This is a genomic window from Rhodococcus sp. PvR044, from assembly GCF_040548995.1.
GTDB lineage: Bacteria > Actinomycetota > Actinomycetes > Mycobacteriales > Mycobacteriaceae > Rhodococcus_G > Rhodococcus_G oryzae.
In genome coordinates this window covers 144,708-164,814 of the sequence record NZ_JBEPSX010000006.1, presented here as the reverse complement: position 1 = coordinate 164,814, position 20,107 = coordinate 144,708, and the positions used below count along the sequence as shown (strand labels likewise).

Sequence of the window (20,107 nt, the reverse complement as noted above, 5' to 3'; positions counted from 1 at the left end):
TCCGCTTTCAGTCCAGGTAGTGCGGGACCGGTGGGCCCGGCGACGGCCCGAGTACTCTCAGCCATCGATCGTAGATCCGATTCCAGGTGCCGTCCCGGCGCATCCGCTCCAGGCTGCCGTTGACCATCCGCACCAGGTCGGCGTCCGACTTGTTGATCCCGATCCCGTACGGTTCCGAGCTCAGGCTCTCGCCCACGATCTCCAGGTACGGGTCCTGTGCCGCCAGACCGGCAAGGATCGAGTCATCGGTGCTCACCGCGTCGACCTGACGCTGCTGCAACACCACCAGGCAGTCGCCCCAGTTCGGGACCGTCACCACGGTCGCCTCGGGTTGCACCAGTTGGATGCGATCGACGGAGGTGGTGCCCTCGGCCGCGCAGACCCGCTTGCCCGCCAGATCGGCGGCGCCGGTGATTCCGGACCCCTTGACCGCCAGCACCCGCTGCTTGGCCTCGAAGTACACCGTGGAGAAGTCGACCTTCTCGCGGCGCTCGCAGGTGATCGTCATCGTCTTGACCACCGCGTCGACCGTGCTGTTCATCAGCGCCGGGATGCGGCCGACGGAGGGCAGGATCCGGAACTCCACACGGTTCGGGTCGCCGACCAGGTCGCGTGCCAGCTCGCGGGCGATGTCGGCGTCGAAGCCCTCGATGGCGCCAGTCGCCGGATCGCGGAAGCTGAAGAGGTTGCTGCCGGTGTCGAGGCCGACGATGAGCCTGCCCCTGGTCTGGATCTCGGCGAGGGAGGCGCTCGGCGGCGGCGGTTCGGGCGGGATGCCGGGGAAGGGACGCAGGCTCGCCGTCGGGTCCCCACAGTTCGCCCCGTTCGTCGGGGGCCCCGTCGGCGGCGGCGCGATCGTGGCCCCCTCGGGCAGAGGAGGTTCGGTGTAGCCGCCGGTGTCCGCGACGATGCCCGGCTCGGCCTGCGTGCAGCCGGCCGTCATCAGGGACGCGGCGACGAGCAGGACAGCCCCGGCGTTCCGCCACCCCGGTCGCGTCGGGCGCCGCCCGGCCGATCCGGATGCAGGGCTCGTCACTGGTACTCCCGAAGCCGTGGCCACAGGCCGACCCCGACACCGGCCGCGGCCACGGCAGAGAGCACGAGCGCACCGGATCCGAGGCCGTACAGGGTCGAGTGGGCGCGGTCGATATCGGCGCGCAACTCGCTGCGGGTCGTCACGATGGCGTCGTCGAGCGCGGCGTCGGCCCTGGCGAAGTGTGCCGTCGAGTCCTCCTCTCCTGGTCCGGTCACCACGGCAGCTGCCCCGGCCCAGTCGCCGTTGTCGAGCAGGCGCTGCACCCGCTCGTGCGCGGCGGACCAGTCCTTCTCGGCCTCGGCGGCCTGGCTGACCAGATCGGTGGCCACCTTCACGCGGCCGTCATTCGGATACTCGGCCAGGATCTCTTCGAGGCGTGCCAGGTGCGTGCCGAACGCCTCCGCATAGCCGCCCTTCACGTCGCGGCGAACGAGGCCGAGGGTCTCGTCGGCCCTGGCCTGCTGCGCGAGGATGCGCCCGGTGGTCAGCTGCATCAGCGGCCGGGCGCCCTGCTCCAGGGCCCGCCCGGTGGAGGTCGAGGAGATCAGCCCGGCGATCAGCAGCCACCCGAGCAGCGCCGCGATCGCGACGGCGGACAGGATCAGTCCCGGGTTCAGCATCCGCCGGGTCCATCCGGCGAGCAGGACCAGGCCGACAACGAGGGCGATCAGCGACAGCAGGAGCAGGCCGATCGCCAGCCAGGGCGGGGTGGCGAACTCGTCCTGGTTCTGCACGACGGACTCCGCCTGCTGGCTGTGCAGTTCCTCGGCGATCGGGAGCAGGGTCGACTGCATCATGGACGAGGCCTCGCGCAGGTACGCGGTGCCGACGGGGTAGCCGCTGCGGTTGTAGGACCGGGCCGTCTCGATCAGGCCGGCGTAGACCGGCAGCCCGGTGGACAGCTCGGTGAGCAGCCGCTGACCCGACGCGTTCGTCGCGATGATGCCGCTCGACGCGCCGATCAGGTCGGCTGCTGCCTCGCCGATCGACTGCGTGTACCGGTCGCGGACCACGGCCGGTTCGATGCCGCCGAAGATGAACGCGGTGGTGGCGGCGGCGTCCGCGATCGAGAGGGAGCTGTAGAGGTTCTGGGTGGCGTTCGCCTGGGGCTCGACCTGGTTGAGCAGCGTGTCGAGGGTGCGCTGCCGGTCCGCGACCTGGATGGCGGCGACGGTGCCCGCGACCAGTGCCACCACGATCAGCGCGGTCCCGAGCGCGAGCATCTTGGCGGGGGTCGTCCTGAGGAACTCGGACAGCCGGCCGTATCGGCCCTGCGGATCGGCAGACCCGACGGACCGCGGCGCGAGATCATCGCCGAGCGGTTCCGTCGACGGTGCTTCCCGAACGGCCACCACGCACCCTTCCCAGCTGGCCCGGATGCCAGTCAAGGGGGAGCATATAAGCAGTAACTGAGCTTTGTTGTGCGTGACTGGCCTAAGTTCGGTCGTGAACGAGTTGACGAGGCGTGAGGGACCGCGTGGGGTGTGACGTGGCCGGATGTGGGGCAGGTGAACGAAGTCGATGCGCGGTGACGGGGACGGCTGGGCCAAGAGCGATGACGGAATTCGGCATTGGGGCAAATTCGGCGCGGCGGGGCTGCTGCTCCGCGCTCCCACGGCCGACGGAACCCCCACCGTGCTCCTGCAGCACCGCGCCCAGTGGAGTCATCAGGGCGGCACCTGGGCCCTGCCCGGCGGTGCCCGCGACAGCCACGAGTCGACCGTCCACGCCGCCATCCGCGAGGCCGAGGAGGAGGCCGGCATCCCCGGCTGCGAACTGCGGGTCCGTGCGGAACGGGTGACCGCCAACGCCAGCAGCGGGTGGAGCTACACGACGGTGATCGCCGACGCGGCCGGTCCGCTGACGACGGTGCCGAACGGTGAGAGCACGGAACTGCGCTGGGTGCCCGAGGACGAGGTGTCTGGGCTGCTGCTGCACCCGGGATTCGCGGCGAGCTGGCCGCAGTTGCGGAGCACACCGGTCCGGCTGCTGCTGGACACCGCGAACGTGCTGGGTTCGCGGCCGAACGGCTGGTGGCGGGACCGGGCGGGGGCGACCGGGGAACTGCTCGCCGCGCTGGCCGCGACGCTGCCGAGGACCATCGAGCTGCCGGACGGCGGATTCGGCTGGCTGCCGCGGATCGAGGCCGTCCTGGAGGGTCAGGCGCGCACCGTCACCGCGGTGGACGCCCGGGTGCCCGTGCACGTGGCCGCAGGCAGCGGGGACGACGAACTGGCCCTGCTGGCGGGCACGGGCACGGAGTTGGCGATGGCTGCGGGCGGCGGCGTCGGACACCCGGCCTTCGGTGGTGTCGACCAGCACCTGACCGCCGTGGTCACCGCGGACCGTGGGCTGCGCGAGCGCCTGCCGGAGACGGTCGTGCAGCTGTCGCCGTCGACCGTGCTGGGGTGGCTGGACTGAGTCCGCGCCGCGTGCCGACTAGCGGCGGACGGCGTTGCGGGCCAGGGCGTCGGCCAGTGAACGGGCCGCCGCCTGGGGGTCACGCGCCTCGGTGATCGCCCGCACCACCACGATGCGCTCGGCCCCGGCCTCGAGGATCTCGGGCAGCCGCTTCTCGTCGATGCCGCCGATCGCGAACCACGGGCGGGTCGGGTGCGAGTCGGCGGTCGAGCGGACCAGCTCGATGCCCGAAGCGGTCCGGCCGGGCTTGGTCGGGGTGGCCCACACCGGTCCGGTGCAGAAGTAGTCGACGTCGTCCTCGATGGAGGCGAGCTGTGCCTGCGCGCGGCTGTGCGTCGAGCGGCCGATCACCACGTTCGGGCCGAGGATCCGGCGGGCGTAGTGCACCGGGAGGTCGCCCTGGCCGAGGTGCAGGACGTCGGCGCCCGCGGCCAGCGCCAGGTCGGCACGGTCGTTCACGGCGAGCAGCGCGCCGTGCCTGCGGGCGGCCGCGCCGAGCTCGGCCAGCGCGCCCAGCTCCTCCTGGGTCTCCATGGGGCCGAGCTTCCGCTCGCCAGCCGACCCCTTGTCGCGCAGCTGGATGATGTCGACGCCGCCGGACAGCGCGGCCTCGGCGAACTTCGCGAGGTCGCCCTTGTCACGTCGGGCATCGGTACAGAGATACAGACGGGCGGTGGCGAGGCGTTCTCTAGGGGTGAGGTGCCTGCCGGAATGCGAGGGGTGCACGTTCTCAACGGTAGTCTCTACGCAGAGAGAAGTGACACGGGAGTCCCGGCGAACGCGGGGCTGAGAGGGGGCCGCGAGCCCCGACCGTCATACCTGACCCGGATCATGCCGGCGCAGGGAGTGAGGTGGAGTAGTGAGCAGAACCGTCGCGGTGATCGGTGGCGGAGCGATCGGTCTGTCGATCGCGTGGCGTGCCGCCCAGGCAGGTTGGAGCGTCACCGTCCACGATCCGGCGCCCGCATCGGGAGCGTCGTGGGTGGCGGGCGGGATGCTGGCACCGCTGTCGGAGGGCTGGCCGGGCGAGGATGCGGTCCTGCAGGTCGGGGCAGCCTCGCTGGCCCGCTGGCCCGGCTTCGGCGCCGAGCTCGAGACCCTGTCCGGCGAGACGTTGTTCACCTCCCATGGCTCGCTCACCGTCGCGCTGGACGCGGCAGACGCCGCGGACCTGCGGACCGTGGCCGAGTGGATCGCCGGCCAGGGCTACGAGCTGGAACTGCTCTCGCGGGCGCAGATCCGGGCCGCCCAGCCGTCGCTCGCCCCGAACATCCGGCTGGCCCTGCTCGCCGCCACCGAGTCCGCTGTCGACAACCGCGCGCTGATCGCGGCGCTGCGATCGGCCTGTGTCGCGTCGGGGGTGGAGTTCGTCGCCGAGGCGGTCACCGACCCCGCCGCCGTGGCCGCCGACCAGGTGGTGGTGGCCGCCGGTACCGCATCCGCGCGGCTGTGGGCAGGGCTGCCGGTCCGTCCGGTCAAGGGCGAGATCCTGCGGCTGCACCGCAGGCCGGGGGTGGCACCCGCCCCGACCATGACCATCCGCGGCAGCGTGCACGGGCGCCCGGTGTACCTGGTGCCGCGCGGCGACGGCCTGGTGGTCGGCGCGACCCAGCACGAGTCGGGGGAGGACACCCAGGTCACCGTCGCCGGGGTCCGTGACCTGATCGCCGACGCGCAGACGCTGATGCCGAGCATCGGGGAGTACGAGCTGCACGAGTGCGCCGCCGGACTTCGTCCGATGAGCCCCGACAACCTGCCGATCATCGGCCGGGTGTCGGACCGGGTGGTGCTGGCCACCGGGCACGGACGCAACGGCGTGCTGCTGACCCCGCTGACCGCGGACGCGGTGGTCGCCGAGCTGGACGGCGCGACATTGACGGAGGCCAAGAGTGCCTCCCCGGAACGTTTCACCTTCAACGATGAGTGAGGACTCGATGACGAACACACCGGTGAACATCGGGATCACCGTCAACGGCGAGGACCATCAGCTGTCCGAGCCGCTGACCGTGGCCCAGCTGCTGGAGCACCTCGGCCTGCCCAGCCAGGGCATCGCGGTCGCGGTGGACGGGGCGGTGTTCCCGCGGGCGTCCTGGGATACCCCGGTCGGCAAGGGCTGGGAGATCGAGATCCTGACGGCGGTGCAGGGTGGCTGAGCCGCTCGCCGCAGACCGTCTGACCATCGCCGACCGCAGTTTCGGCTCCCGGCTGATCATGGGCACCGGGGGTGCGGCCAACCTCGCGGTGCTGGAGGAGGCGCTCGTCGCGTCCGGCACGGAGCTGACCACCGTGGCGATGCGCCGTGTCGATGCGGCGGGCGGCACAGGGGTGCTCGACCTGCTCCGCAAGCTGGACATCGCCCCGCTGCCCAATACGGCCGGCTGCCGGGGCGCCGCCGAGGCGGTGCTCACCGCGCAGCTCGGCCGGGAGGCGCTGGAGACCGACTGGGTGAAGCTGGAGGTCATCGCCGACGAGCGCACCCTCCTGCCCGATGCCATCGAATTGGTCTCCGCCGCAGAACAACTCGTCGACGACGGATTCATCGTGCTGCCGTACACCACCGACGATCCGGTGCTGGCCCGGCGGCTCGAGGACGTCGGGTGCGCGGCGGTGATGCCGCTCGGTGCGCCGATCGGGACCGGCCTCGGCATCTCGAACCCGCACAACATCGAGATGATCGTGGCGGCAGCAGGGGTCCCGGTGATCCTCGACGCGGGCATCGGCACCGCGAGCGACGCGGCGCTGGCCATGGAGCTCGGGTGTGACGCCGTCCTCCTCGCGACCGCGGTGACCAGGGCCAAGGATCCGGCGCTGATGGCGTCGGCGATGGCGTCCGCGGTGACCGCCGGTTACCTGGCCCGTCGCGCCGGACGGATCCCGAAGAGGTTCTGGGCGCAGGCGTCCTCACCCGACCTCTGACCCCGACCCCCACTCCCTCTCAGGGTCGGGTCATCCCTAGGTATGACACGGGACGCGACCTGCGGGCGATGTGCGCGGGCTCTGTCTGAGGAATCCTTCACGTCATGATTGAAGTGAGGGGTTTGACGAAAGAGTTCGGGCCCACGAAGGCGGTCGAAGACCTGACCTTCACGGTTCAGCCCGGCATGGTGACCGGATTCCTGGGACCGAACGGTGCCGGCAAGTCCACGACGATGCGGATGATCCTCGGCCTCGACCGGCCGACCGCGGGAACCGCGCTGATCGATGGCAAGCGGTACCACGACCTGAAGCAGCCGCTCCGGACCGTCGGCGCGCTGCTGGACGCGAAGTGGGTGCACCCCAACAGGTCCGCGAAGGCGCACCTGCAGTGGATGGCGGCATCCAACGGGATCCCGATGTCCCGGGTCGACGAGGTGCTGCGGCTGGTCGGCCTGACCGAGGTCGCGGGCAAGAAGGCAGGCGGGTTCTCGCTCGGCATGTCCCAGCGGCTCGGACTTGCTGCCACCCTGCTCGGTGACCCGAAGGTCCTGCTGTTCGACGAGCCGGTCAACGGGCTCGACCCCGAGGGCATCGTCTGGATCCGAAAGTTCATGCAGCGCTTGGCGGCTGAGGGACGCACCGTGCTGGTGTCCAGCCACCTGCTCTCCGAGATGGCGCTCACCGCCGAGCATCTCGTGGTGATCGGCCGGGGACGCCTGATCGCCGATACGACCGTCAAGCAGTTCGTCGACCGGTCGTCCGAATCGACTGTGCGGGTGCGCAGCCCCCAGCTGGATGCGCTTCGGAGCGCGCTGACCTCACAGGGGCTCACGGTCCGCGAGGACGGCACCTCGGAGCTCGGTGGGGCGCTCATCGTGCTCGAGGCGACCACCGACGTCGTCGGCCAGATCGCAGGCGGCCAGGGAATCGTCTTGCACGAGTTGGCCGCCCAGCAGGGGTCCCTGGAGGACGCCTTCATGAAACTGACGGGGGACGACGTGCAGTACCACGCCGCAGGCATCGACGAAGTGATGGGAGGGGCGCTCTGATGGGTGTCGTGAACGCAGAACGGATCAAGCTCACCTCGACCCGGTCGCCGTGGTGGTGCACCGTCGCGATCATCGCGCTCGGCCTCGGCCTGGCCGCGGTGATCGGGCTGAGCGCCAAGGCGAGCTACAACGCCTTCGTGGACGAGGTCGCGAAGGGCGACAAGCCCGACTTCGAGCCCTTCCTGCCCACGCTCGCGGACGCGGTCGGCGGGGTGTCCGGGTTCGGCGTGCTGATCCTGATGATCCTCGCGGCCCTCGCGGTGACGAGCGAGTACCGGTTCGGCATAATCCGCACCACCTTCCAGGCCGTGCCGAAGCGCGATTCGGTGCTGATCACCAAGGCCGGCCTGATCGGCGGCTTCGGTGCGCTGCTCACCTTCTTGCTCACCTTCGGCGCTTACGCGATCGCCAAGGCGACGGCGGGATCCGACGCGGGTGCGGCGCTGAAGCTGTCCGGCTCCGAGGCCTGGCGGGCGATCTACGGCGTGCCGATCTACGCCTTCCTGTGCGTGGTGCTCGCCGTCGCGGTCGGTACCCTGCTCCGGCAGTCGGCCGGCGCCATCGCGCTGCTGCTGCTCTGGCCGCTGCTGGTCGAGAACTTGTTCGGCCTGTTCGGGCGGTTCGGCGAGAACATCAAGCCGTTCCTCCCCTTCATGAACGCGAACAACTTCCTCGGTGCGCCGCAGGGCGTCGATTTCCACTGGGGACCGTGGGGCAGCCTGGCGTACTTCGCGGCCTTCGTCGCGGTGATCTTCGGACTCGCCCTGTTCACCGTGAACCGTCGCGACGCCTGAATCCGCGGCCACACCACGAGCGTGCGCGCCCGGTACCCGATTTCGGGTACCGGGCGCGCACGTGTGTTTTGGGGTCGATCCGCCGGTCGCGCGCAGTACGCTCGGCAAATGCGACAGTCCATTCGGGCACGGGTCGGAGCATCTACCGCCGCAATGCTGGCCGGGATCGCGCTGGTGTCCGGGTGCGGACGGGACGAGGAGCAGTCGCCTCCCGCACCGCCGGTCGACGGGCAGTCGCTGGCGGCCGCCGTCGGTGGCGACGCCGTCGCCGCGCACATGGAGGCGCTCGAGCGGATCGCCGCGGACAACGGGGGCAACCGGGCCGCGGGGACCGCGGGCTACGACGCCAGCGTCGACTACGTCGCCGACCGGCTCCGGGACGCGGGCTTCGAGGTGTCCACCCCCGAGTTCGATGTGGACCGCTTCATCGCCGGGCCGGTGGAACTGCGGGCGGGTGACCGTCAGTTCACCGCCGGCACCCTGGAGTACTCGCCGCCGACGCCGCCTGAGGGGATCACGGCGCGGACCCTCGCCCTGCCGGACGACGGCAGCCCCGGCTGCGAGGCGACCGACTACGACGGGCGTGACGCCGCCGGCGCCATCGTGGTGGTCCGGCGCGGGGTCTGCCCCTTCTCGGCGAAGGAGCAGATGGCCGCCGATCACGGCGCCGTCGCCGTCGTCGTGTTCAACAACGAGGACGGCCCGCTGGCAGGCGGCACGCTGGGGGAGGACACGGACCCGCGGATCCCCGCGGTGAGCGTGCCGGGCTCCGAGGGTCCGGCGGTCGCGGCCGCACCGGAGCTGTCGCTCAAGCTGGAGGCGGTCACCGAGGCCGCCACGAGCCGAAACGTGATCGCGCAGACCACGACCGGGTCGACGGAGAACGTGGTGCTGGTCGGCGCGCACCTGGACAGCGTCGAGAAGGGCCCTGGGATCAACGACAACGGCTCCGGGTCGGCCGCTGTGCTCGAGACCGCGCTGCGGCTGGGCAGCGCGCCGAACGTGACGAACGCGGTGCGCTTCGCCTGGTGGGGCGCGGAGGAACTGGGCCTGGTCGGATCGGAGCGGTACGCCGAGGGGCTCGACGAGGGTGAACGCGAGGACATCGCGCTGTACCTGAACTTCGACATGCTCGGCTCGCGGAACGCGGGGTACTTCACCCTCGACGGCGACGATTCCGACCGGGAGGGCGCCGGACCTGGACCGCAGGGTTCCGACGCGATCGAGCGAACCCTCACTGGCTATCTCGCCTGGCGCGGGATCGCTCCGGACGGAACCGATTTCGACGGTCGATCCGACTACGGCCCGTTCATCGAGATGGGGATTCCGTCGGGTGGGGTTGACAGCGGGGCGGACGACCGCAAGTCCGAGGAGCAGGCGGTGAAGTGGGGCGGTACGGCGGGCGAGACCTTCGATCCCGGCTACCACTCGCCGGAGGACACCCTGGCGAACGTGGACCGTGCGGCGCTGGCGCAGAACGCGGCGGCGGTGGCGTTCGGCGTCGGTACCTACGCGAACTCCGTCGATGGCCCGGACGGGGTTCCCGCCCGGGCGGACCGGGCGAAGGCTCGGGAGGGTGCCGGACAATGATCCCGATAGTATCTGTGACTCTGAGTTACACTTTGGCCTGTGACTGAGGACCCCTCGACCTCGGGCGGCGACCCCGACGACGCGAGCGAACGCGACGCCGCCGGCTCTGCATCTGGGCGCTCCGCGGGCTCCTCGCCTGCGCGCCGCGGCAGGCCCGAGGCCGTCGCCCGGTGGGTCCGCGGGATCAACACCCGACCGCAGGTGGTCGACGCGTTCCGCAGGATCCGCCGGGCACTGCCGGGCGACCCGTCCTTCGGCGATCCGCTGTCCACGGCGGGACCCGGCGGCGTGCGGGCGATGGCCAGGGCGGCGGACCGGTTCCTCGACGACGGCCCCGGTGCCTCCCGCGAGGTGAGCCTCGGTGCGCTCCAGGTGTGGCAGGCGCTGCTCGAGCGGACCGGTCGCGGTCGCGGCCCCCGCGAGGTGACCATCGTCTTCACCGATCTGATCGGATTCTCGAGCTGGTCGCTCGGTGCGGGGGACGAGGTGACCCTCGAGCTGCTGCGGGAGGTCGCGAAGGCGGTCGAGACGCCGATCGTCGACCGCGGCGGCCAGGTGGTCAAACGGATGGGCGACGGGCTGATGGCGGTCTTCGCCCGGCCGGACCGCGCCGTCGAGGCGATGTTCGCCGCCCGTGCCCAGCTCGCGGAGGTGGAGGTCGAGGGCTACCGGCCGCGGATGCGGATCGGTGTGCACACCGGGTCGCCCCGGCAGATGGCGTCCGACTGGCTCGGCGTGGACGTGAACGTGGCCGCCCGCATGATGGAACTCGGCGGGGACGGCAACGTCATCGTCTCCGAGACCACGCTGGCGGCGCTCCAGCCTGGGTTCCTCGCGGACCTGCGCGCCGCGGCCAAGCCCTACCGGCGGGGGCTGTTCGCAGCCCCGATGCGCGGGGTCCCGGATGGCCTGCGCATCTTCACCGTCCAGGCGCGATGAGGTCGGGCATTGCCACCCGTGGCGCCGTCGGCGGACACTGGATGAATGGTTGACAGGGAGCAACGCACACCCTTTTACGGGGTGGTGATGATTCTCGCGGCGCTCGGTGCCTCGATGGTGGTCAGTTACTACGGGCCGGCTTGGTTCCGCGTCACGGTCTACATCCTCGCGGTGTTGGTGGTCCTGGTCGGGGGCGTCATGACCTTCCGGGACTATTCGCGCTGACGGTGCGCGTGCTGTGCGCGTCGCCCCGGTTCGGGAGGGGCGACGCGCACAGACGTGTCAGTGCAGGCGCCAGAGCGGGGAGACCGGACCGTGGCCCGCGCCCAGGTCGTACGACGCCGCGAGGCATCGCGTCACCCACTCCTTGCCGAACGCGACGGCCTCGGGCATCGGGTACCCGTTCGCGAGCGCGCACGCGATCGCCGCGGCCAGGGTGTCCCCGCCGCCGTGATCGTTCCCGGTGTCGATCCGCGGGCTGGTGAACTCGTGGAAGACGTCGCCGTCGAAGAGCAGGTCGGTGCTCGAGGTCGAGGTGCGCAGGTGTCCGCCCTTGACCAGCGACCACTGCGCCCCGAGCCCGTGCAGCGCCTCGGCGGCACCACGGGCGGAGGCATCGTCGACCACGTCGATCCCGGTGATGAGCCGGACCTCGTCGAGGTTCGGCGTCACCAGCGAGGCGATCGGGATCAGGGTGTGCCGGACCGCGTCGAGTGCCTCGGCGTGCAGCAGGGGGTCGCCGTGCATGGATGCGCACACCGGGTCGACGACCAGCGGCACCGCATGCCCGCGCCCGATACCCACCTCGCCGCAGACCTCCGCGACGGCCTCGATGATCGCGGTGGACGCGAGCATCCCGGTCTTGGCCGCCCCGACCCCGATGTCGCCGACCACCGACCGCACCTGGTCGGCGACGATCTGCGGCGGGATCTCGTGAAAGCCGCTGACCCCGACCGAGTTCTGCACCGTCACCGCGGCCACGGCGACGCAGGCGTGCACTCCGCACATGGCCATCGTGCGGGAGTCGGCCTGGATGCCCGCACCGCCGCCGGAGTCGGTTCCGGCGATGGTGAGGACGCGGATCGGGGTCTGTCCGTCCGGGGTCAGGGGCAGCAACTTCACGGGTGAGAGCCTATCCACCGGCCGGAACGACGGGCAGGTAGACCTGGTTGCCCTTGTCCGTGAATTCGGCTGACTTCTCGGCCATGCCCGCCTCGATCATCCGGTCGACATCCTCCTGCGTCCGCAGCCCGTTGCGCTCGGCGAACTCGCGCACGTCCGCGGAGATCCGCATGGAGCAGAACTTCGGCCCGCACATCGAGCAGAAGTGGGCGGTCTTCGCCGGCTCGGCAGGCAGGGTCTCGTCGTGGTACTCACGGGCGGTGTCCGGGTCGAGCGAGAGCGCGAACTGGTCGCGCCAGCGGAACTCGAAGCGCGCCCTCGACAGCGCGTCGTCGCGCTCCTGGGCCCGCGGGTGCTGCTTGGCGAGATCGGCGGCGTGCGCGGCGATCTTGTACGTGATGACGCCGACCTTCACGTCGTCCCGGTTGGGCAGGCCGAGGTGTTCCTTCGGTGTCACGTAGCAGAGCATCGCGGTACCAGCCTGCGCGATCATGGCTGCGCCGATCGCCGAGGTGATGTGGTCGTAGGCGGGCGCGATGTCGGTGGCGAGCGGGCCGAGGGTGTAGAACGGCGCCTCCTCGCACAGCTCCTCCTCGAGCCGGACGTTCTCCACGATCTTGTGCATCGGGACGTGGCCAGGGCCCTCGATCATCACCTGCACGCCATGGGATTTCGCGATCTTGGTCAGTTCGCCGAGGGTCCGCAGCTCGGCGAACTGGGCCTCGTCGTTGGCGTCCGCGATGGACCCGGGGCGCAGCCCGTCGCCGAGCGAGAAGGTCACGTCGTACTCGCGCAGGATCTCGCAGAGTTCCTCGAAGTGTGTGTACAGGAACGACTCTCGGTGATGGGCCAGGCACCAGGCCGCCATGATGGAGCCGCCGCGCGAGACGATCCCGGTGACCCGCTTGGCGGTCAGCGGCACGTACCGCAGCAGCACCCCGGCGTGCACGGTCATGTAGTCCACGCCCTGCTCACACTGCTCGATCACGGTGTCGCGGTAAATCTCCCACGTCAGCGCGGTCGGGTCGCCGTTGACCTTTTCCAGTGCCTGGTAGATCGGCACGGTGCCCACCGGCACGGGCGAGTTGCGCAGGATCCACTCGCGGGTCTGGTGGATGTCCTTGCCGGTGGACAGGTCCATGATGTTGTCCGCGCCCCATCGGGTGGCCCAGACCATCTTCTCGACCTCCTCGGCGATGGAGGAGGTGACCGCGGAGTTCCCGATGTTCGCGTTGATCTTCACCAGGAATCGCTTGCCGATGATCATCGGTTCGGACTCGGGATGCTTGTGGTTCGCGGGGATGACGGCCCGTCCGGCGGCCACCTCCTCGCGTACGATCTCGGCCGAAACACCTTCGCGGGCAGCGCAATAGCGCATCTCCCTGGTGATGATCCCGGCCCGGGCCCAGGCCAGCTGGGTGCGCGCGAGATTGGGTCCGCCGCTGCGGCTGGTGCCGCCGAGATCGACTGGATCGGGCTTGGCCCAGTCGTCACGGGTCTTCGCGAGACCGGCCTCGAGGTCGATGGTTGCCCGCGCGTCGGTGTACGGGCCGGAGGTGTCGTACAGGTCGAGGTGTTCGCCGTTGGTCAGGTGGACCCGGCGGACCGGCACGGACAGGCCGTCGACGGTCAGGTACTGCTTGCTGCTGCCCTCGATGGGGCCGGTGGTGACGGTGGTTCCGGAAACAGAGGTGTCCCTCATGCGTGCTCTCCCTACGCCGGCATTACCCGGTCAGGTTCAACGGTCGACGGCCCTAGCCGTCCTCTCAGCCCGCTGGTGCGAGCCCCCGTGGGTTGTGTAGTTGTCGGGCACGACCCTAGGGCAAAGCGCGTGAGCGGGCGAGCGCGGGCGGGCCGCGGAGATTTCTTGGCGCAAATCGGGGCGCAGGAGCGACCAGCGTGCCTATAGTGGCGGAAATCACATTGTGATTACGGATCGGGCAAGGAGACGGGCACATGATCACGGAATCGCCGACGGCAGAGGTGACGAACAATGCAGGTCAGAACCGGTTCGAGCTGAGGCTCAACGGGGACCTCGTCGGCATTCTCGGTTATTACGACTTGGACACACGGAGCGCGAAGCGGTCCTCGGCCGCGACGCCGGTGGTCTCGTTCATGCACACAGTGATCGTCGAGGACTTCGGTCACCGGGGGCTCGCCGCGGTGATGGTGCGCCGGTCCCTCGACGCGGCGCGGGCCTACGGCTGGAAGATCCGGCCTGTTTGCACCTATCTCCAGCGATTCGTCGCCGACAACCCCGAGTACCGGGACCTCATCGTCCCCGTGTGAGAACTTCGGGTGCCGATTCGGCCACGATTCGATGGTGACTGGGCAACAAATCGCACCATCGGCCCCAAATCGGGCGACCGGGCCGGGGCGGGACTGCTTCCATGGTGAGGTGTCTCACATCTTCAAGCGACCTCCCGTCCCGGCAGCGGTGGTGACTGCGCCCGCCCCTGTCCTTGCGAACCCGGCGCTCGCGCGCGTCGTGGACAACCCCTCGCACGCCCGCTTCGACCTCTGGGTCGGTGACGAACTGATCGGAATCCTCGGCTATCGCGGCGGAGGGGAGTCGACCGAGTTCACGGGCGGCCGCGGGGAGGTGGTCGCGCTCATGCACACGGTCGTCAAAGAGGAATACGGCGGTCGCGGCTGGGCCGCCGTGCTGGTCGGTGACGTGCTGGCGCTGTCGAGGGAACGCGGCTGGCGGTTGCAGCCGGTCTGCACGTATGTGCAGCGCTACCTGGGCGCCCACCCCGAGGAACTGGACCTGATCGTCGACGAGGACTTCAGTCCGACCCCGAATTCGCCGTAGTCCGACACGGAGAGCGGCACTGACCCTATGCTTCCCCTGACCCGTCGCGGTCGGGGCCGGAAAACGTGGATCCGAAACAGATTTCGGCTTCCCCCGGCACCGCGTGGCGGGCGTCATCTCATCGCTTCGCGTATCGACGCGCCGTGTAACTGGGGGAAGAATGACGATCGTTGCTGCCGTGTCCGAGGGCACCAAGGGCGGGTCGGCTCGAGTGGCCGGGATCTCGGCCGATGTCAGGGCGGGGACGGCCTCGCTGGCCGTCGCGCTCGGCGTCGCGGGGTTCGCGCTCGCCTCGGTGGCCGTCGCGCCGCCCGCGCAGGCCGGCCCCATCCGGGAGTTCGCCAAGTTCGTCGCGACCCAGGTCGAGGCGAGCACCGCGCAGATCAAGCTCGAGTCCGGGCGGTTCGTCCGGGACTCCCAGACGAACGCCATCGCCGCGGTGAACGAGGCGGGCCGCGTCCTGGAGAACCTTCCGCTGAGCCTTGAGGTCGACGGCGCAGTGCAGGGCATCACCTACTCCATCGCCGAGGGCGGCAAGGTCGTGTCGGCGGTCGTGGACACCGCGATCGACGCCGGGGTCGTGGTGGCCACGGAGGTCGTCAACCAGGCCGGTGCCTTCGCCGAGGAGTGCGTGAAGTCCGGGGTGAAGCCCGCGATCGCGGGAGCACTGTCCGGCGCCGTGACCGCGGCGTCTGCCGCGGGCGTTGCCGCGGGTCCGGCCGGGCTGGTCGGCGGGGTGGCCGCGGGTGCCGCCTCGGGTGCGGTGACCGGCTTCGCGGGCGGCTGCGCGGACGGCCTGGTCAGGGAGCTCGTCCGCTAGGTGATCGCCGGTCTGCGCGTCAGTGCGCGCGGACCGCGAGTCGCCAGAGCGAGACCACCTCAGCAGTACGGACGGCGGCCAACGGGTCGCGTCCTTCCGTTCCGCGTCCCTCGGGGCGGGCGCCGCTCGCGCGCGGGTGCCTCGGCCGGGTGTCGGTGCGGCCCAGCACCGTCAGGCCCGCCTGCTCGAACTGGTCCGTCAGCTGTGCCCGCGTGCGCAGGCCGAGTCGCTCGGCCAGGTCGGAGAGCACCAGCCAGCCCTCGCCGCCGGGGTTGAGATGATCCGGCAGGCCTCGGATGAACTCGGTGAGCATGTGCCCCTTGCGGTCGAACACGCCCAACTCGATCGAGGACGTCGGGGCGGCGGGGACCCACGGTGGGTTGCACACCACCAGGTCGGCCGTGCCTGCCGGGTACACGTCGGTGCGGACCAGCTCCACCCGGTCGGCGAGGCCGAGCCGCTGCAGATTGTCGGTCGCGCAGGCCACCGCGCGGGGTTCGATGTCCGTGGCCACCACCCGTCCGACGCCCCGACGTGCCAGCACGGCCGCCAGCACGCCGGTCCCTGTGCCGAGATCGAATGCCGTTCCCGCGGTGGGCAACTGCGCCTCCGCGACCAGGTCGACGTACTCGTTCCTGGTGGGGGCGAACACGCCGTAGTGCGGGTGGATCCGAGCCCCGAGGGCGGGGACCAGCACGCCGCGCCGCCGCCACTCGTGCGCGCCGACCGCTCCGAGCAGTTCCTGTAGGGAGGCCACGCTCGGCTCGGCCGCCTCGCCGTACGCCTCCCGGCACGCGTCCCTGATGTCGGGAGCGCGACGGAGGTCGATGCCGAAGTCCGCGCTGAGCTCGATCAGGACCATGCTCAGGATGCGGGTGCGGTGCGCCCTGGCCTGCCGATGCCGGTGAAAGGTCAGGGCGAGGTCGGGATCGGGCTTGACCTGCTGCCGGTCGAGCCGGCGCTTGAGCGCGTCGAGCAGTTGCCGGGCGCCGAGGAAGTCGCCGCGCCAGAGGATCGCGGTGCCCTCGGACGCGAGCCGCATCGCATCGTCGGCGCGGAGCTCGTCGCCGAAGGTCTCGACCTTCTTCGGCGGTTTGACACTGCTGTTGGACCGCCACGGCGCAGCGCGGCGTTCGCCGGCCTCGAACCATTCGACCTCGGTGCGGTCGGGCTGATCGCGCGGGGTCTCCACGGTGGACTCCTAGCGATGGGGGCGGCGCGACGCCTGCGAAGCACGCCCGGACCGGGCGGACACGGTGGATGAATCGTAGACCGGGCGGAGGAGCGCCCGAAATTTGAGAGCACTGCTCTTGTTTTCTTCGGCATGTTGGTGAACACTGCTCATAAGAGAGAGCGCTGCTCTCGTTATCGAGGAGGCAAGCATGATCGACACGGCACAGAGGGTGGGCACCGATCGCGCACGGATCGCGGCGGCGGCGTTGTTCGGTGTGGCGGGGGTGCTGTTCCTGCTCTACCCCGCGGTCCGGCCCTACTCGGACTACCTGAACCAGGCCACCATGGACGGCGCGCGGGCCTACGCGTCCGGCGCGTGGGTCGCGGCGCACTTCTTCGGGATGATCGGTTTCCTGCTGCTCGGCCTCGCCGTGCAGGCGCTACGGGAGATCCTCCGTGGCACCGAGGGGGACCGTGCCGGCATCGCGGCGACCGTGCTGACCTGGGTCGGGGTCGGCCTGATCCTGCCCTACTACGGCGCGGAGGACTTCGGCTTGCACGCGATCGGCGGGCGCGCGGTCGCGGACGGGACGCCGGAGCTGCTCGACCTGGTCGACGGGGTACGCGGCGGCGGCACCCAGCTGACCATGTTCACGATCGGGCTGCTGCTGGTCGCCGCGGGCGCGGTCACCGCGGCGGTGGGGATCTGGCGGTCCGGGGCGCTGGCCCGATGGAGCGGGGTCCCGCTCGCGGTCGGGTTCGCCCTGTTCATCCCGCAGTTCTTCGGCAGCCCGTGGATGCGCGTCGCGCACGGGGTGCTCGTGGCGGCGGGCGCGCTGTGGCTGGCCGCCGAACTGCTGCGCGCTCGCCGCGTCTCCGGCTAGTCCAACTCGACCACGACCGGGGCGTGGTCGCTGGCGCCCTTGCCCTTGCGCTCCTCGCGGTCGATGGACGCACCGGAGACCCGTTCGGCCAGCGCGGGGGAGCCGAGGACGAAGTCGATCCGCATGCCCTGACGCTTCGGGAACCGGAGCTGCGTGTAGTCCCAGTACGTGTAGACGCCGGGGCCGGGGGTGAACGGGCGGGCGACGTCGACGAAGCCCGCGTCCTGGAAGGCGTCGAAGGCGTCGCGTTCGGGCTGCGAGGTGTGCGTCTTGCCCTCGAACAGCGCCGGGTCCCAGACGTCCTCGTCGGTCGGTGCCACGTTCCAGTCGCCGACCAGCGCGATCTGGGCGGTCGGGTCCTGCGCCACCCACTTCGCGGCGTCGTCGCGCAGGGTGGCCAGCCAGTCCAGCTTGTATTCGTAGTGCGGGTCGCTGAGCTCGCGCCCGTTCGGCACGTACAGGCTCCACACCCGGACCCCGCCACAGGTGGCGCCGATGGCCCTGGCCTCGACGACCGGGGTCGCGATGTCCAGGCTGTCCGCCGCGGGCTTGGCGAAGCCCGGCTGCCCCTCGAAGCCGACCTGCACGTCCTCGAGCCCGACACGGGAGATGATCGCGACGCCGTTCCACTGGCTCAGCCCGACGTGGGCCACCTCGTAGCCGAGCTCGGTGAATCGTTCCGTCGGGAACTGGTCGTCACGGCACTTGGTTTCCTGGATCGCCAGCACGTCGGTGTCGGTACGCACCAGCCAGTCCACGACCCGATCGGTGCGGGCCCGGACCGAGTTCACATTCCACGTCGCCAATCGCATTCGAGGCAGCCTAGTGCGACGGCGGCGACGACGACGGCGCCCCCCTGTGGGTCCGGAGGGCGCCGTCGTTCGTGCGGGCTCGTGCGGCTACCAGGCGGTGCCGGGTGCCGCCGCGTAGCGGTACCGGTGATGGTCGAGCATCCCCATCGTGCGGTACAGGGCGATCGCCGCCTCGTTGTCGGCCACCACCTGGATGTACGCGTGCGTCGCGCCCCGGTCGCGGCCCCAGCGGATCATCTCCGCGCAGATCAGCATCCCGAGCCCGCGCCTGCGGTGGGCGGGCGCCACCTCCACCGCGCTCAGTCCGACCCAGCGTCGGCCGTCGGGCGCCTCGGTCACGGCGGCCCGCGCGATGGCGAGCAGTTCGGTGCTCGGGCTGCCGAGCCGGCCGAAGCCGAGCTCGCCGTCGCGGACGGACCCGAGCACCTCAGGGGCACAGTCCGGCAGCTTTGCCCCGTTGTGGTCGTACAGCGGCAGCCACTGATCGTCCGGCTCGCCGGACACGGTCACCAGCGAATCGCCTTCGGGCAGCGTGAGGTTCGCGATCTCCGCGGCCATCACCAGCACCTCGTCAGAGGTCTCCCAGTCGGTGGGGGCGTTGCCGAGGCGGTCCGGCAGCAACAGCCGCAGCGGCTGATCGCGGTCGGCGTACCACTTCTGCAGGCGCTCGAGGGTGTCGCCGCTGTAGAGGTCGCCGATCCGGTCGGCCTTCCCGAGGGGAGACGCCGAGTTGGCGCGGCCGGTGAACCCGCCACCGGAGCGGGCAAGCCAGCCGTTGATCCAGCTCTGCTCCAGGCCGGGCCAGCCATCGGCGGCGGCCAGCTCGAGCGCGCGGATCTCCCGGCTCAGGATCGGTCGGGCACCGATCGACTTGAGCGCGACGACCTTGTCGGGGACGACCTGCACCACCCGTCCGTCCGGGGCGCGGACCACGACGGCCGGTGTGAGCGACACCAACTCCCCGATGATGTCGGTCAGGGGCTGCGGGTAGCCGGGCGGCAATTCGTATCGCAACACCACCCGGCTACCGAGCACGATGTCAGTCATCGTGGCCGAAGGGATCCTCGACCGTGCCCGGCACCCAGCTCTTGCCCGGGACGCCCCAACCGGAGCGCTTGATGATCTTCTTCGCGGCCCTGGCGTTGCGGCCGATAAGCACGTCGACGTAGAGGAATCCGTCGAGGTGTCCGACCTCGTGCTGGAGCATCCGGGCGAAGAACCCCGTGCCCTCGATCTCCACCGGCGAACCGTCGGCCTCGGTGCCGGTCACCTTGGCCCAGTCGGCGCGGCCGGTCGGGAACTGCTCGCCGGGAACGGAGAGGCAGCCCTCCTCGTCGTCGTCGGGGTCCGGCATGGTCTCGGGGATCTCCGAGGTCTCGAGCACCGGGTTGACCACGGCGCCGCGACGGCGGATCGAGTTCCCGTCGCCGTCGACGTCGGGGCAGTCGTAGACGAACAGTCGCATCGGGACGCCCACCTGGTTCGCCGCCAGACCGACGCCGTTCGCGACGTCCATCGTCTCGTACATGTCAGCGATCAGCTCGGCGATTTCCGCCGGCGATTCGGTGACGGGCCGCGTGGGCTCATGGAGCACCGGATCGCCCACGATCCGGATCGGAAGTATTGCCATTTGAGCAAGGATAGTGGGGCGCCCGGACGCGACGCGCCAGCACCGCAACCAGGCCGCGCCCGTGCGGATCATGGTTGAATAATCCCCGGAAGAACAGATATGTAAT

General features: G+C 70.5%; 22 protein-coding genes and 2 riboswitches. Of the genes, 13 read left to right on the top strand and 9 right to left on the bottom strand.

Going from position 1 to position 20,107, the window contains the following annotated elements; translation table 11 throughout:
- Positions 1-7: 7 nt before the first annotated feature.
- Both ABIC28_RS15930 and ABIC28_RS15925 read right to left on the bottom strand, forming a co-directional pair.
- Positions 8-943, bottom strand: a complete 936-nt coding sequence (locus ABIC28_RS15930) for a glutamate ABC transporter substrate-binding protein (protein WP_354579944.1) — start codon at positions 941-943, stop codon at positions 8-10.
- Positions 944-1,032: 89 nt separating this feature from the next.
- Complete coding sequence (locus ABIC28_RS15925) at positions 1,033-2,388, bottom strand: GlnX family signal transduction membrane protein (RefSeq protein ID WP_354579742.1); 1,356 nt, start codon at positions 2,386-2,388, stop codon at positions 1,033-1,035.
- Positions 2,389-2,557: 169 nt separating this feature from the next.
- Between ABIC28_RS15925 and ABIC28_RS15920 the strand changes: the two genes are divergently transcribed.
- Positions 2,558-3,457, top strand: a complete 900-nt coding sequence (locus ABIC28_RS15920) for an NUDIX hydrolase (RefSeq protein ID WP_097210127.1) — start codon at positions 2,558-2,560, stop codon at positions 3,455-3,457.
- Positions 3,458-3,475: 18 nt separating this feature from the next.
- Here the strand turns inward: ABIC28_RS15920 and thiE are convergent, their stop codons facing one another.
- Positions 3,476-4,183: a thiamine phosphate synthase gene (thiE, locus tag ABIC28_RS15915; protein ID WP_097210128.1), complete on the bottom strand. Its 708-nt coding sequence runs from the start codon at positions 4,181-4,183 to the stop codon at positions 3,476-3,478.
- A gap of 26 nt (positions 4,184-4,209) precedes the next feature.
- A riboswitch (TPP riboswitch) is annotated at positions 4,210-4,320 on the top strand.
- On the opposite strand from thiE, the gene thiO reads away from it, so the two are divergent.
- The 8 genes from thiO (at position 4,317) to ABIC28_RS15875 (ending at position 10,970) form a co-directional block, all read left to right on the top strand.
- Positions 4,317-5,384, top strand: a complete 1,068-nt coding sequence (thiO, locus tag ABIC28_RS15910; RefSeq protein WP_354579739.1) for a glycine oxidase ThiO — start codon at positions 4,317-4,319, stop codon at positions 5,382-5,384. Its footprint overlaps the riboswitch before it by 4 nt.
- The gene (thiS, locus tag ABIC28_RS15905) at positions 5,377-5,610 is read left to right on the top strand and encodes a sulfur carrier protein ThiS (RefSeq protein WP_502945021.1); all 234 of its coding nucleotides are present in this window, start codon (positions 5,377-5,379) and stop codon (positions 5,608-5,610) included. Before thiO ends, thiS begins: the two co-directional genes overlap by 8 nt.
- On the top strand, positions 5,603-6,373 hold the full coding sequence (locus tag ABIC28_RS15900) for a thiazole synthase (protein WP_097210130.1): 771 nt from the start codon (positions 5,603-5,605) through the stop codon (positions 6,371-6,373). The genes thiS and ABIC28_RS15900 overlap by 8 nt, the downstream gene beginning before the upstream one ends.
- A 104-nt stretch (positions 6,374-6,477) precedes the next feature.
- Positions 6,478-7,422 carry an ABC transporter ATP-binding protein gene (locus tag ABIC28_RS15895; protein ID WP_097210131.1) on the top strand — a complete coding sequence of 315 codons (945 nt, stop codon included), beginning with the start codon at positions 6,478-6,480 and terminating at the stop codon, positions 7,420-7,422.
- On the top strand, positions 7,422-8,216 hold the full coding sequence (locus ABIC28_RS15890; protein WP_097210132.1) for an ABC transporter permease: 795 nt from the start codon (positions 7,422-7,424) through the stop codon (positions 8,214-8,216). Before ABIC28_RS15895 ends, ABIC28_RS15890 begins: the two co-directional genes overlap by 1 nt.
- 108 nt (positions 8,217-8,324) lie before the next feature.
- The gene (locus ABIC28_RS15885; RefSeq protein ID WP_354579734.1) at positions 8,325-9,806 is read left to right on the top strand and encodes a M28 family peptidase; all 1,482 of its coding nucleotides are present in this window, start codon (positions 8,325-8,327) and stop codon (positions 9,804-9,806) included.
- Between the two features lie 39 nt (positions 9,807-9,845).
- On the top strand, positions 9,846-10,745 hold the full coding sequence (locus tag ABIC28_RS15880) for an adenylate/guanylate cyclase domain-containing protein (RefSeq protein ID WP_354579732.1): 900 nt from the start codon (positions 9,846-9,848) through the stop codon (positions 10,743-10,745).
- A gap of 45 nt (positions 10,746-10,790) precedes the next feature.
- Positions 10,791-10,970 carry a hypothetical protein gene (locus ABIC28_RS15875; protein WP_027501286.1) on the top strand — a complete coding sequence of 60 codons (180 nt, stop codon included), beginning with the start codon at positions 10,791-10,793 and terminating at the stop codon, positions 10,968-10,970.
- Between the two features lie 57 nt (positions 10,971-11,027).
- On the opposite strand, the gene thiD is transcribed toward ABIC28_RS15875, so the two are convergent.
- Positions 11,028-11,867 carry a bifunctional hydroxymethylpyrimidine kinase/phosphomethylpyrimidine kinase gene (gene thiD / locus ABIC28_RS15870; RefSeq protein WP_269588494.1) on the bottom strand — a complete coding sequence of 280 codons (840 nt, stop codon included), beginning with the start codon at positions 11,865-11,867 and terminating at the stop codon, positions 11,028-11,030.
- A 10-nt stretch (positions 11,868-11,877) separates the two neighbouring features.
- Positions 11,878-13,569: a phosphomethylpyrimidine synthase ThiC gene (gene thiC, locus ABIC28_RS15865; protein ID WP_269588495.1), complete on the bottom strand. Its 1,692-nt coding sequence runs from the start codon at positions 13,567-13,569 to the stop codon at positions 11,878-11,880.
- Positions 13,561-13,668: riboswitch (TPP riboswitch) on the bottom strand. Its footprint overlaps the gene before it by 9 nt.
- Positions 13,669-13,823: 155 nt before the next feature.
- On the opposite strand from thiC, the gene ABIC28_RS15860 reads away from it, so the two are divergent.
- The 3 genes from ABIC28_RS15860 to ABIC28_RS15850 all read left to right on the top strand — a co-directional run bounded on the left by ABIC28_RS15860 (position 13,824) and on the right by ABIC28_RS15850 (position 15,502).
- Entirely contained in the window at positions 13,824-14,156 is a 333-nt protein-coding gene (locus ABIC28_RS15860; RefSeq protein ID WP_269588496.1) for a GNAT family N-acetyltransferase, read from the top strand.
- A gap of 148 nt (positions 14,157-14,304) precedes the next feature.
- Entirely contained in the window at positions 14,305-14,682 is a 378-nt protein-coding gene (locus ABIC28_RS15855) for a GNAT family N-acetyltransferase (RefSeq protein WP_269588661.1), read from the top strand.
- 160 nt (positions 14,683-14,842) lie between these two features.
- Positions 14,843-15,502 carry a DUF8020 domain-containing protein gene (locus ABIC28_RS15850; RefSeq protein ID WP_269588497.1) on the top strand — a complete coding sequence of 220 codons (660 nt, stop codon included), beginning with the start codon at positions 14,843-14,845 and terminating at the stop codon, positions 15,500-15,502.
- A gap of 19 nt (positions 15,503-15,521) precedes the next feature.
- Here the strand turns inward: ABIC28_RS15850 and ABIC28_RS15845 are convergent, their stop codons facing one another.
- Positions 15,522-16,694 (bottom strand): methyltransferase, encoded by a 1,173-nt coding sequence (locus ABIC28_RS15845; protein WP_354579728.1) that lies wholly within the window; start codon positions 16,692-16,694, stop codon positions 15,522-15,524.
- Between the two features lie 190 nt (positions 16,695-16,884).
- Here ABIC28_RS15845 and ABIC28_RS15840 point away from each other — a divergent pair, with 190 nt between their 5' ends.
- Complete coding sequence (locus ABIC28_RS15840) at positions 16,885-17,559, top strand: hypothetical protein (RefSeq protein ID WP_354579726.1); 675 nt, start codon at positions 16,885-16,887, stop codon at positions 17,557-17,559.
- Here the strand turns inward: ABIC28_RS15840 and ABIC28_RS15835 are convergent.
- The 3 genes from ABIC28_RS15835 to ABIC28_RS15825 form a co-directional block, all read right to left on the bottom strand.
- Positions 17,556-18,371: an exodeoxyribonuclease III gene (locus tag ABIC28_RS15835; protein ID WP_097210140.1), complete on the bottom strand. Its 816-nt coding sequence runs from the start codon at positions 18,369-18,371 to the stop codon at positions 17,556-17,558. The two genes, ABIC28_RS15840 and ABIC28_RS15835, sit on opposite strands and share 4 nt — an antisense overlap.
- 87 nt (positions 18,372-18,458) lie before the next feature.
- A complete protein-coding gene (locus tag ABIC28_RS15830; RefSeq protein ID WP_097210141.1) occupies positions 18,459-19,418 on the bottom strand; it encodes an N-acetylglutamate synthase, CG3035 family in 960 nt (319 codons plus the stop codon).
- Positions 19,411-20,001, bottom strand: a complete 591-nt coding sequence (locus tag ABIC28_RS15825; protein ID WP_077040530.1) for a peptide deformylase — start codon at positions 19,999-20,001, stop codon at positions 19,411-19,413. Before ABIC28_RS15825 ends, ABIC28_RS15830 begins: the two co-directional genes overlap by 8 nt.
- Positions 20,002-20,107 lie beyond the last annotated feature (106 nt).

What these genes read in the sequence shown, in the direction of transcription:
- ABIC28_RS15930 (WP_354579944.1), bottom strand. Translation starts at nt 943, where the DNA reads ATGACGGCCGGCTGCACGCAGGCCGAGCCGGGCATCGTCGCGGACACC.
- ABIC28_RS15920 (WP_097210127.1), top strand. Translation starts at nt 2,558, where the DNA reads ATGCGCGGTGACGGGGACGGCTGGGCCAAGAGCGATGACGGAATTCGG.
- thiS (WP_502945021.1), top strand. Translation starts at nt 5,377, where the DNA reads ATGAGTGAGGACTCGATGACGAACACACCGGTGAACATCGGGATCACC.
- ABIC28_RS15895 (WP_097210131.1), top strand. Translation starts at nt 6,478, where the DNA reads ATGATTGAAGTGAGGGGTTTGACGAAAGAGTTCGGGCCCACGAAGGCG.
- ABIC28_RS15890 (WP_097210132.1), top strand. Translation starts at nt 7,422, where the DNA reads ATGGGTGTCGTGAACGCAGAACGGATCAAGCTCACCTCGACCCGGTCG.
- ABIC28_RS15885 (WP_354579734.1), top strand. Translation starts at nt 8,325, where the DNA reads ATGCGACAGTCCATTCGGGCACGGGTCGGAGCATCTACCGCCGCAATG.
- ABIC28_RS15875 (WP_027501286.1), top strand. Translation starts at nt 10,791, where the DNA reads ATGGTTGACAGGGAGCAACGCACACCCTTTTACGGGGTGGTGATGATT.
- thiC (WP_269588495.1), bottom strand. Translation starts at nt 13,569, where the DNA reads ATGAGGGACACCTCTGTTTCCGGAACCACCGTCACCACCGGCCCCATC.
- ABIC28_RS15860 (WP_269588496.1), top strand. Translation starts at nt 13,824, where the DNA reads ATGATCACGGAATCGCCGACGGCAGAGGTGACGAACAATGCAGGTCAG.
- ABIC28_RS15850 (WP_269588497.1), top strand. Translation starts at nt 14,843, where the DNA reads ATGACGATCGTTGCTGCCGTGTCCGAGGGCACCAAGGGCGGGTCGGCT.
- ABIC28_RS15840 (WP_354579726.1), top strand. Translation starts at nt 16,885, where the DNA reads ATGATCGACACGGCACAGAGGGTGGGCACCGATCGCGCACGGATCGCG.
- ABIC28_RS15835 (WP_097210140.1), bottom strand. Translation starts at nt 18,371, where the DNA reads ATGCGATTGGCGACGTGGAATGTGAACTCGGTCCGGGCCCGCACCGAT.
- ABIC28_RS15830 (WP_097210141.1), bottom strand. Translation starts at nt 19,418, where the DNA reads ATGACTGACATCGTGCTCGGTAGCCGGGTGGTGTTGCGATACGAATTG.
- ABIC28_RS15825 (WP_077040530.1), bottom strand. Translation starts at nt 20,001, where the DNA reads ATGGCAATACTTCCGATCCGGATCGTGGGCGATCCGGTGCTCCATGAG.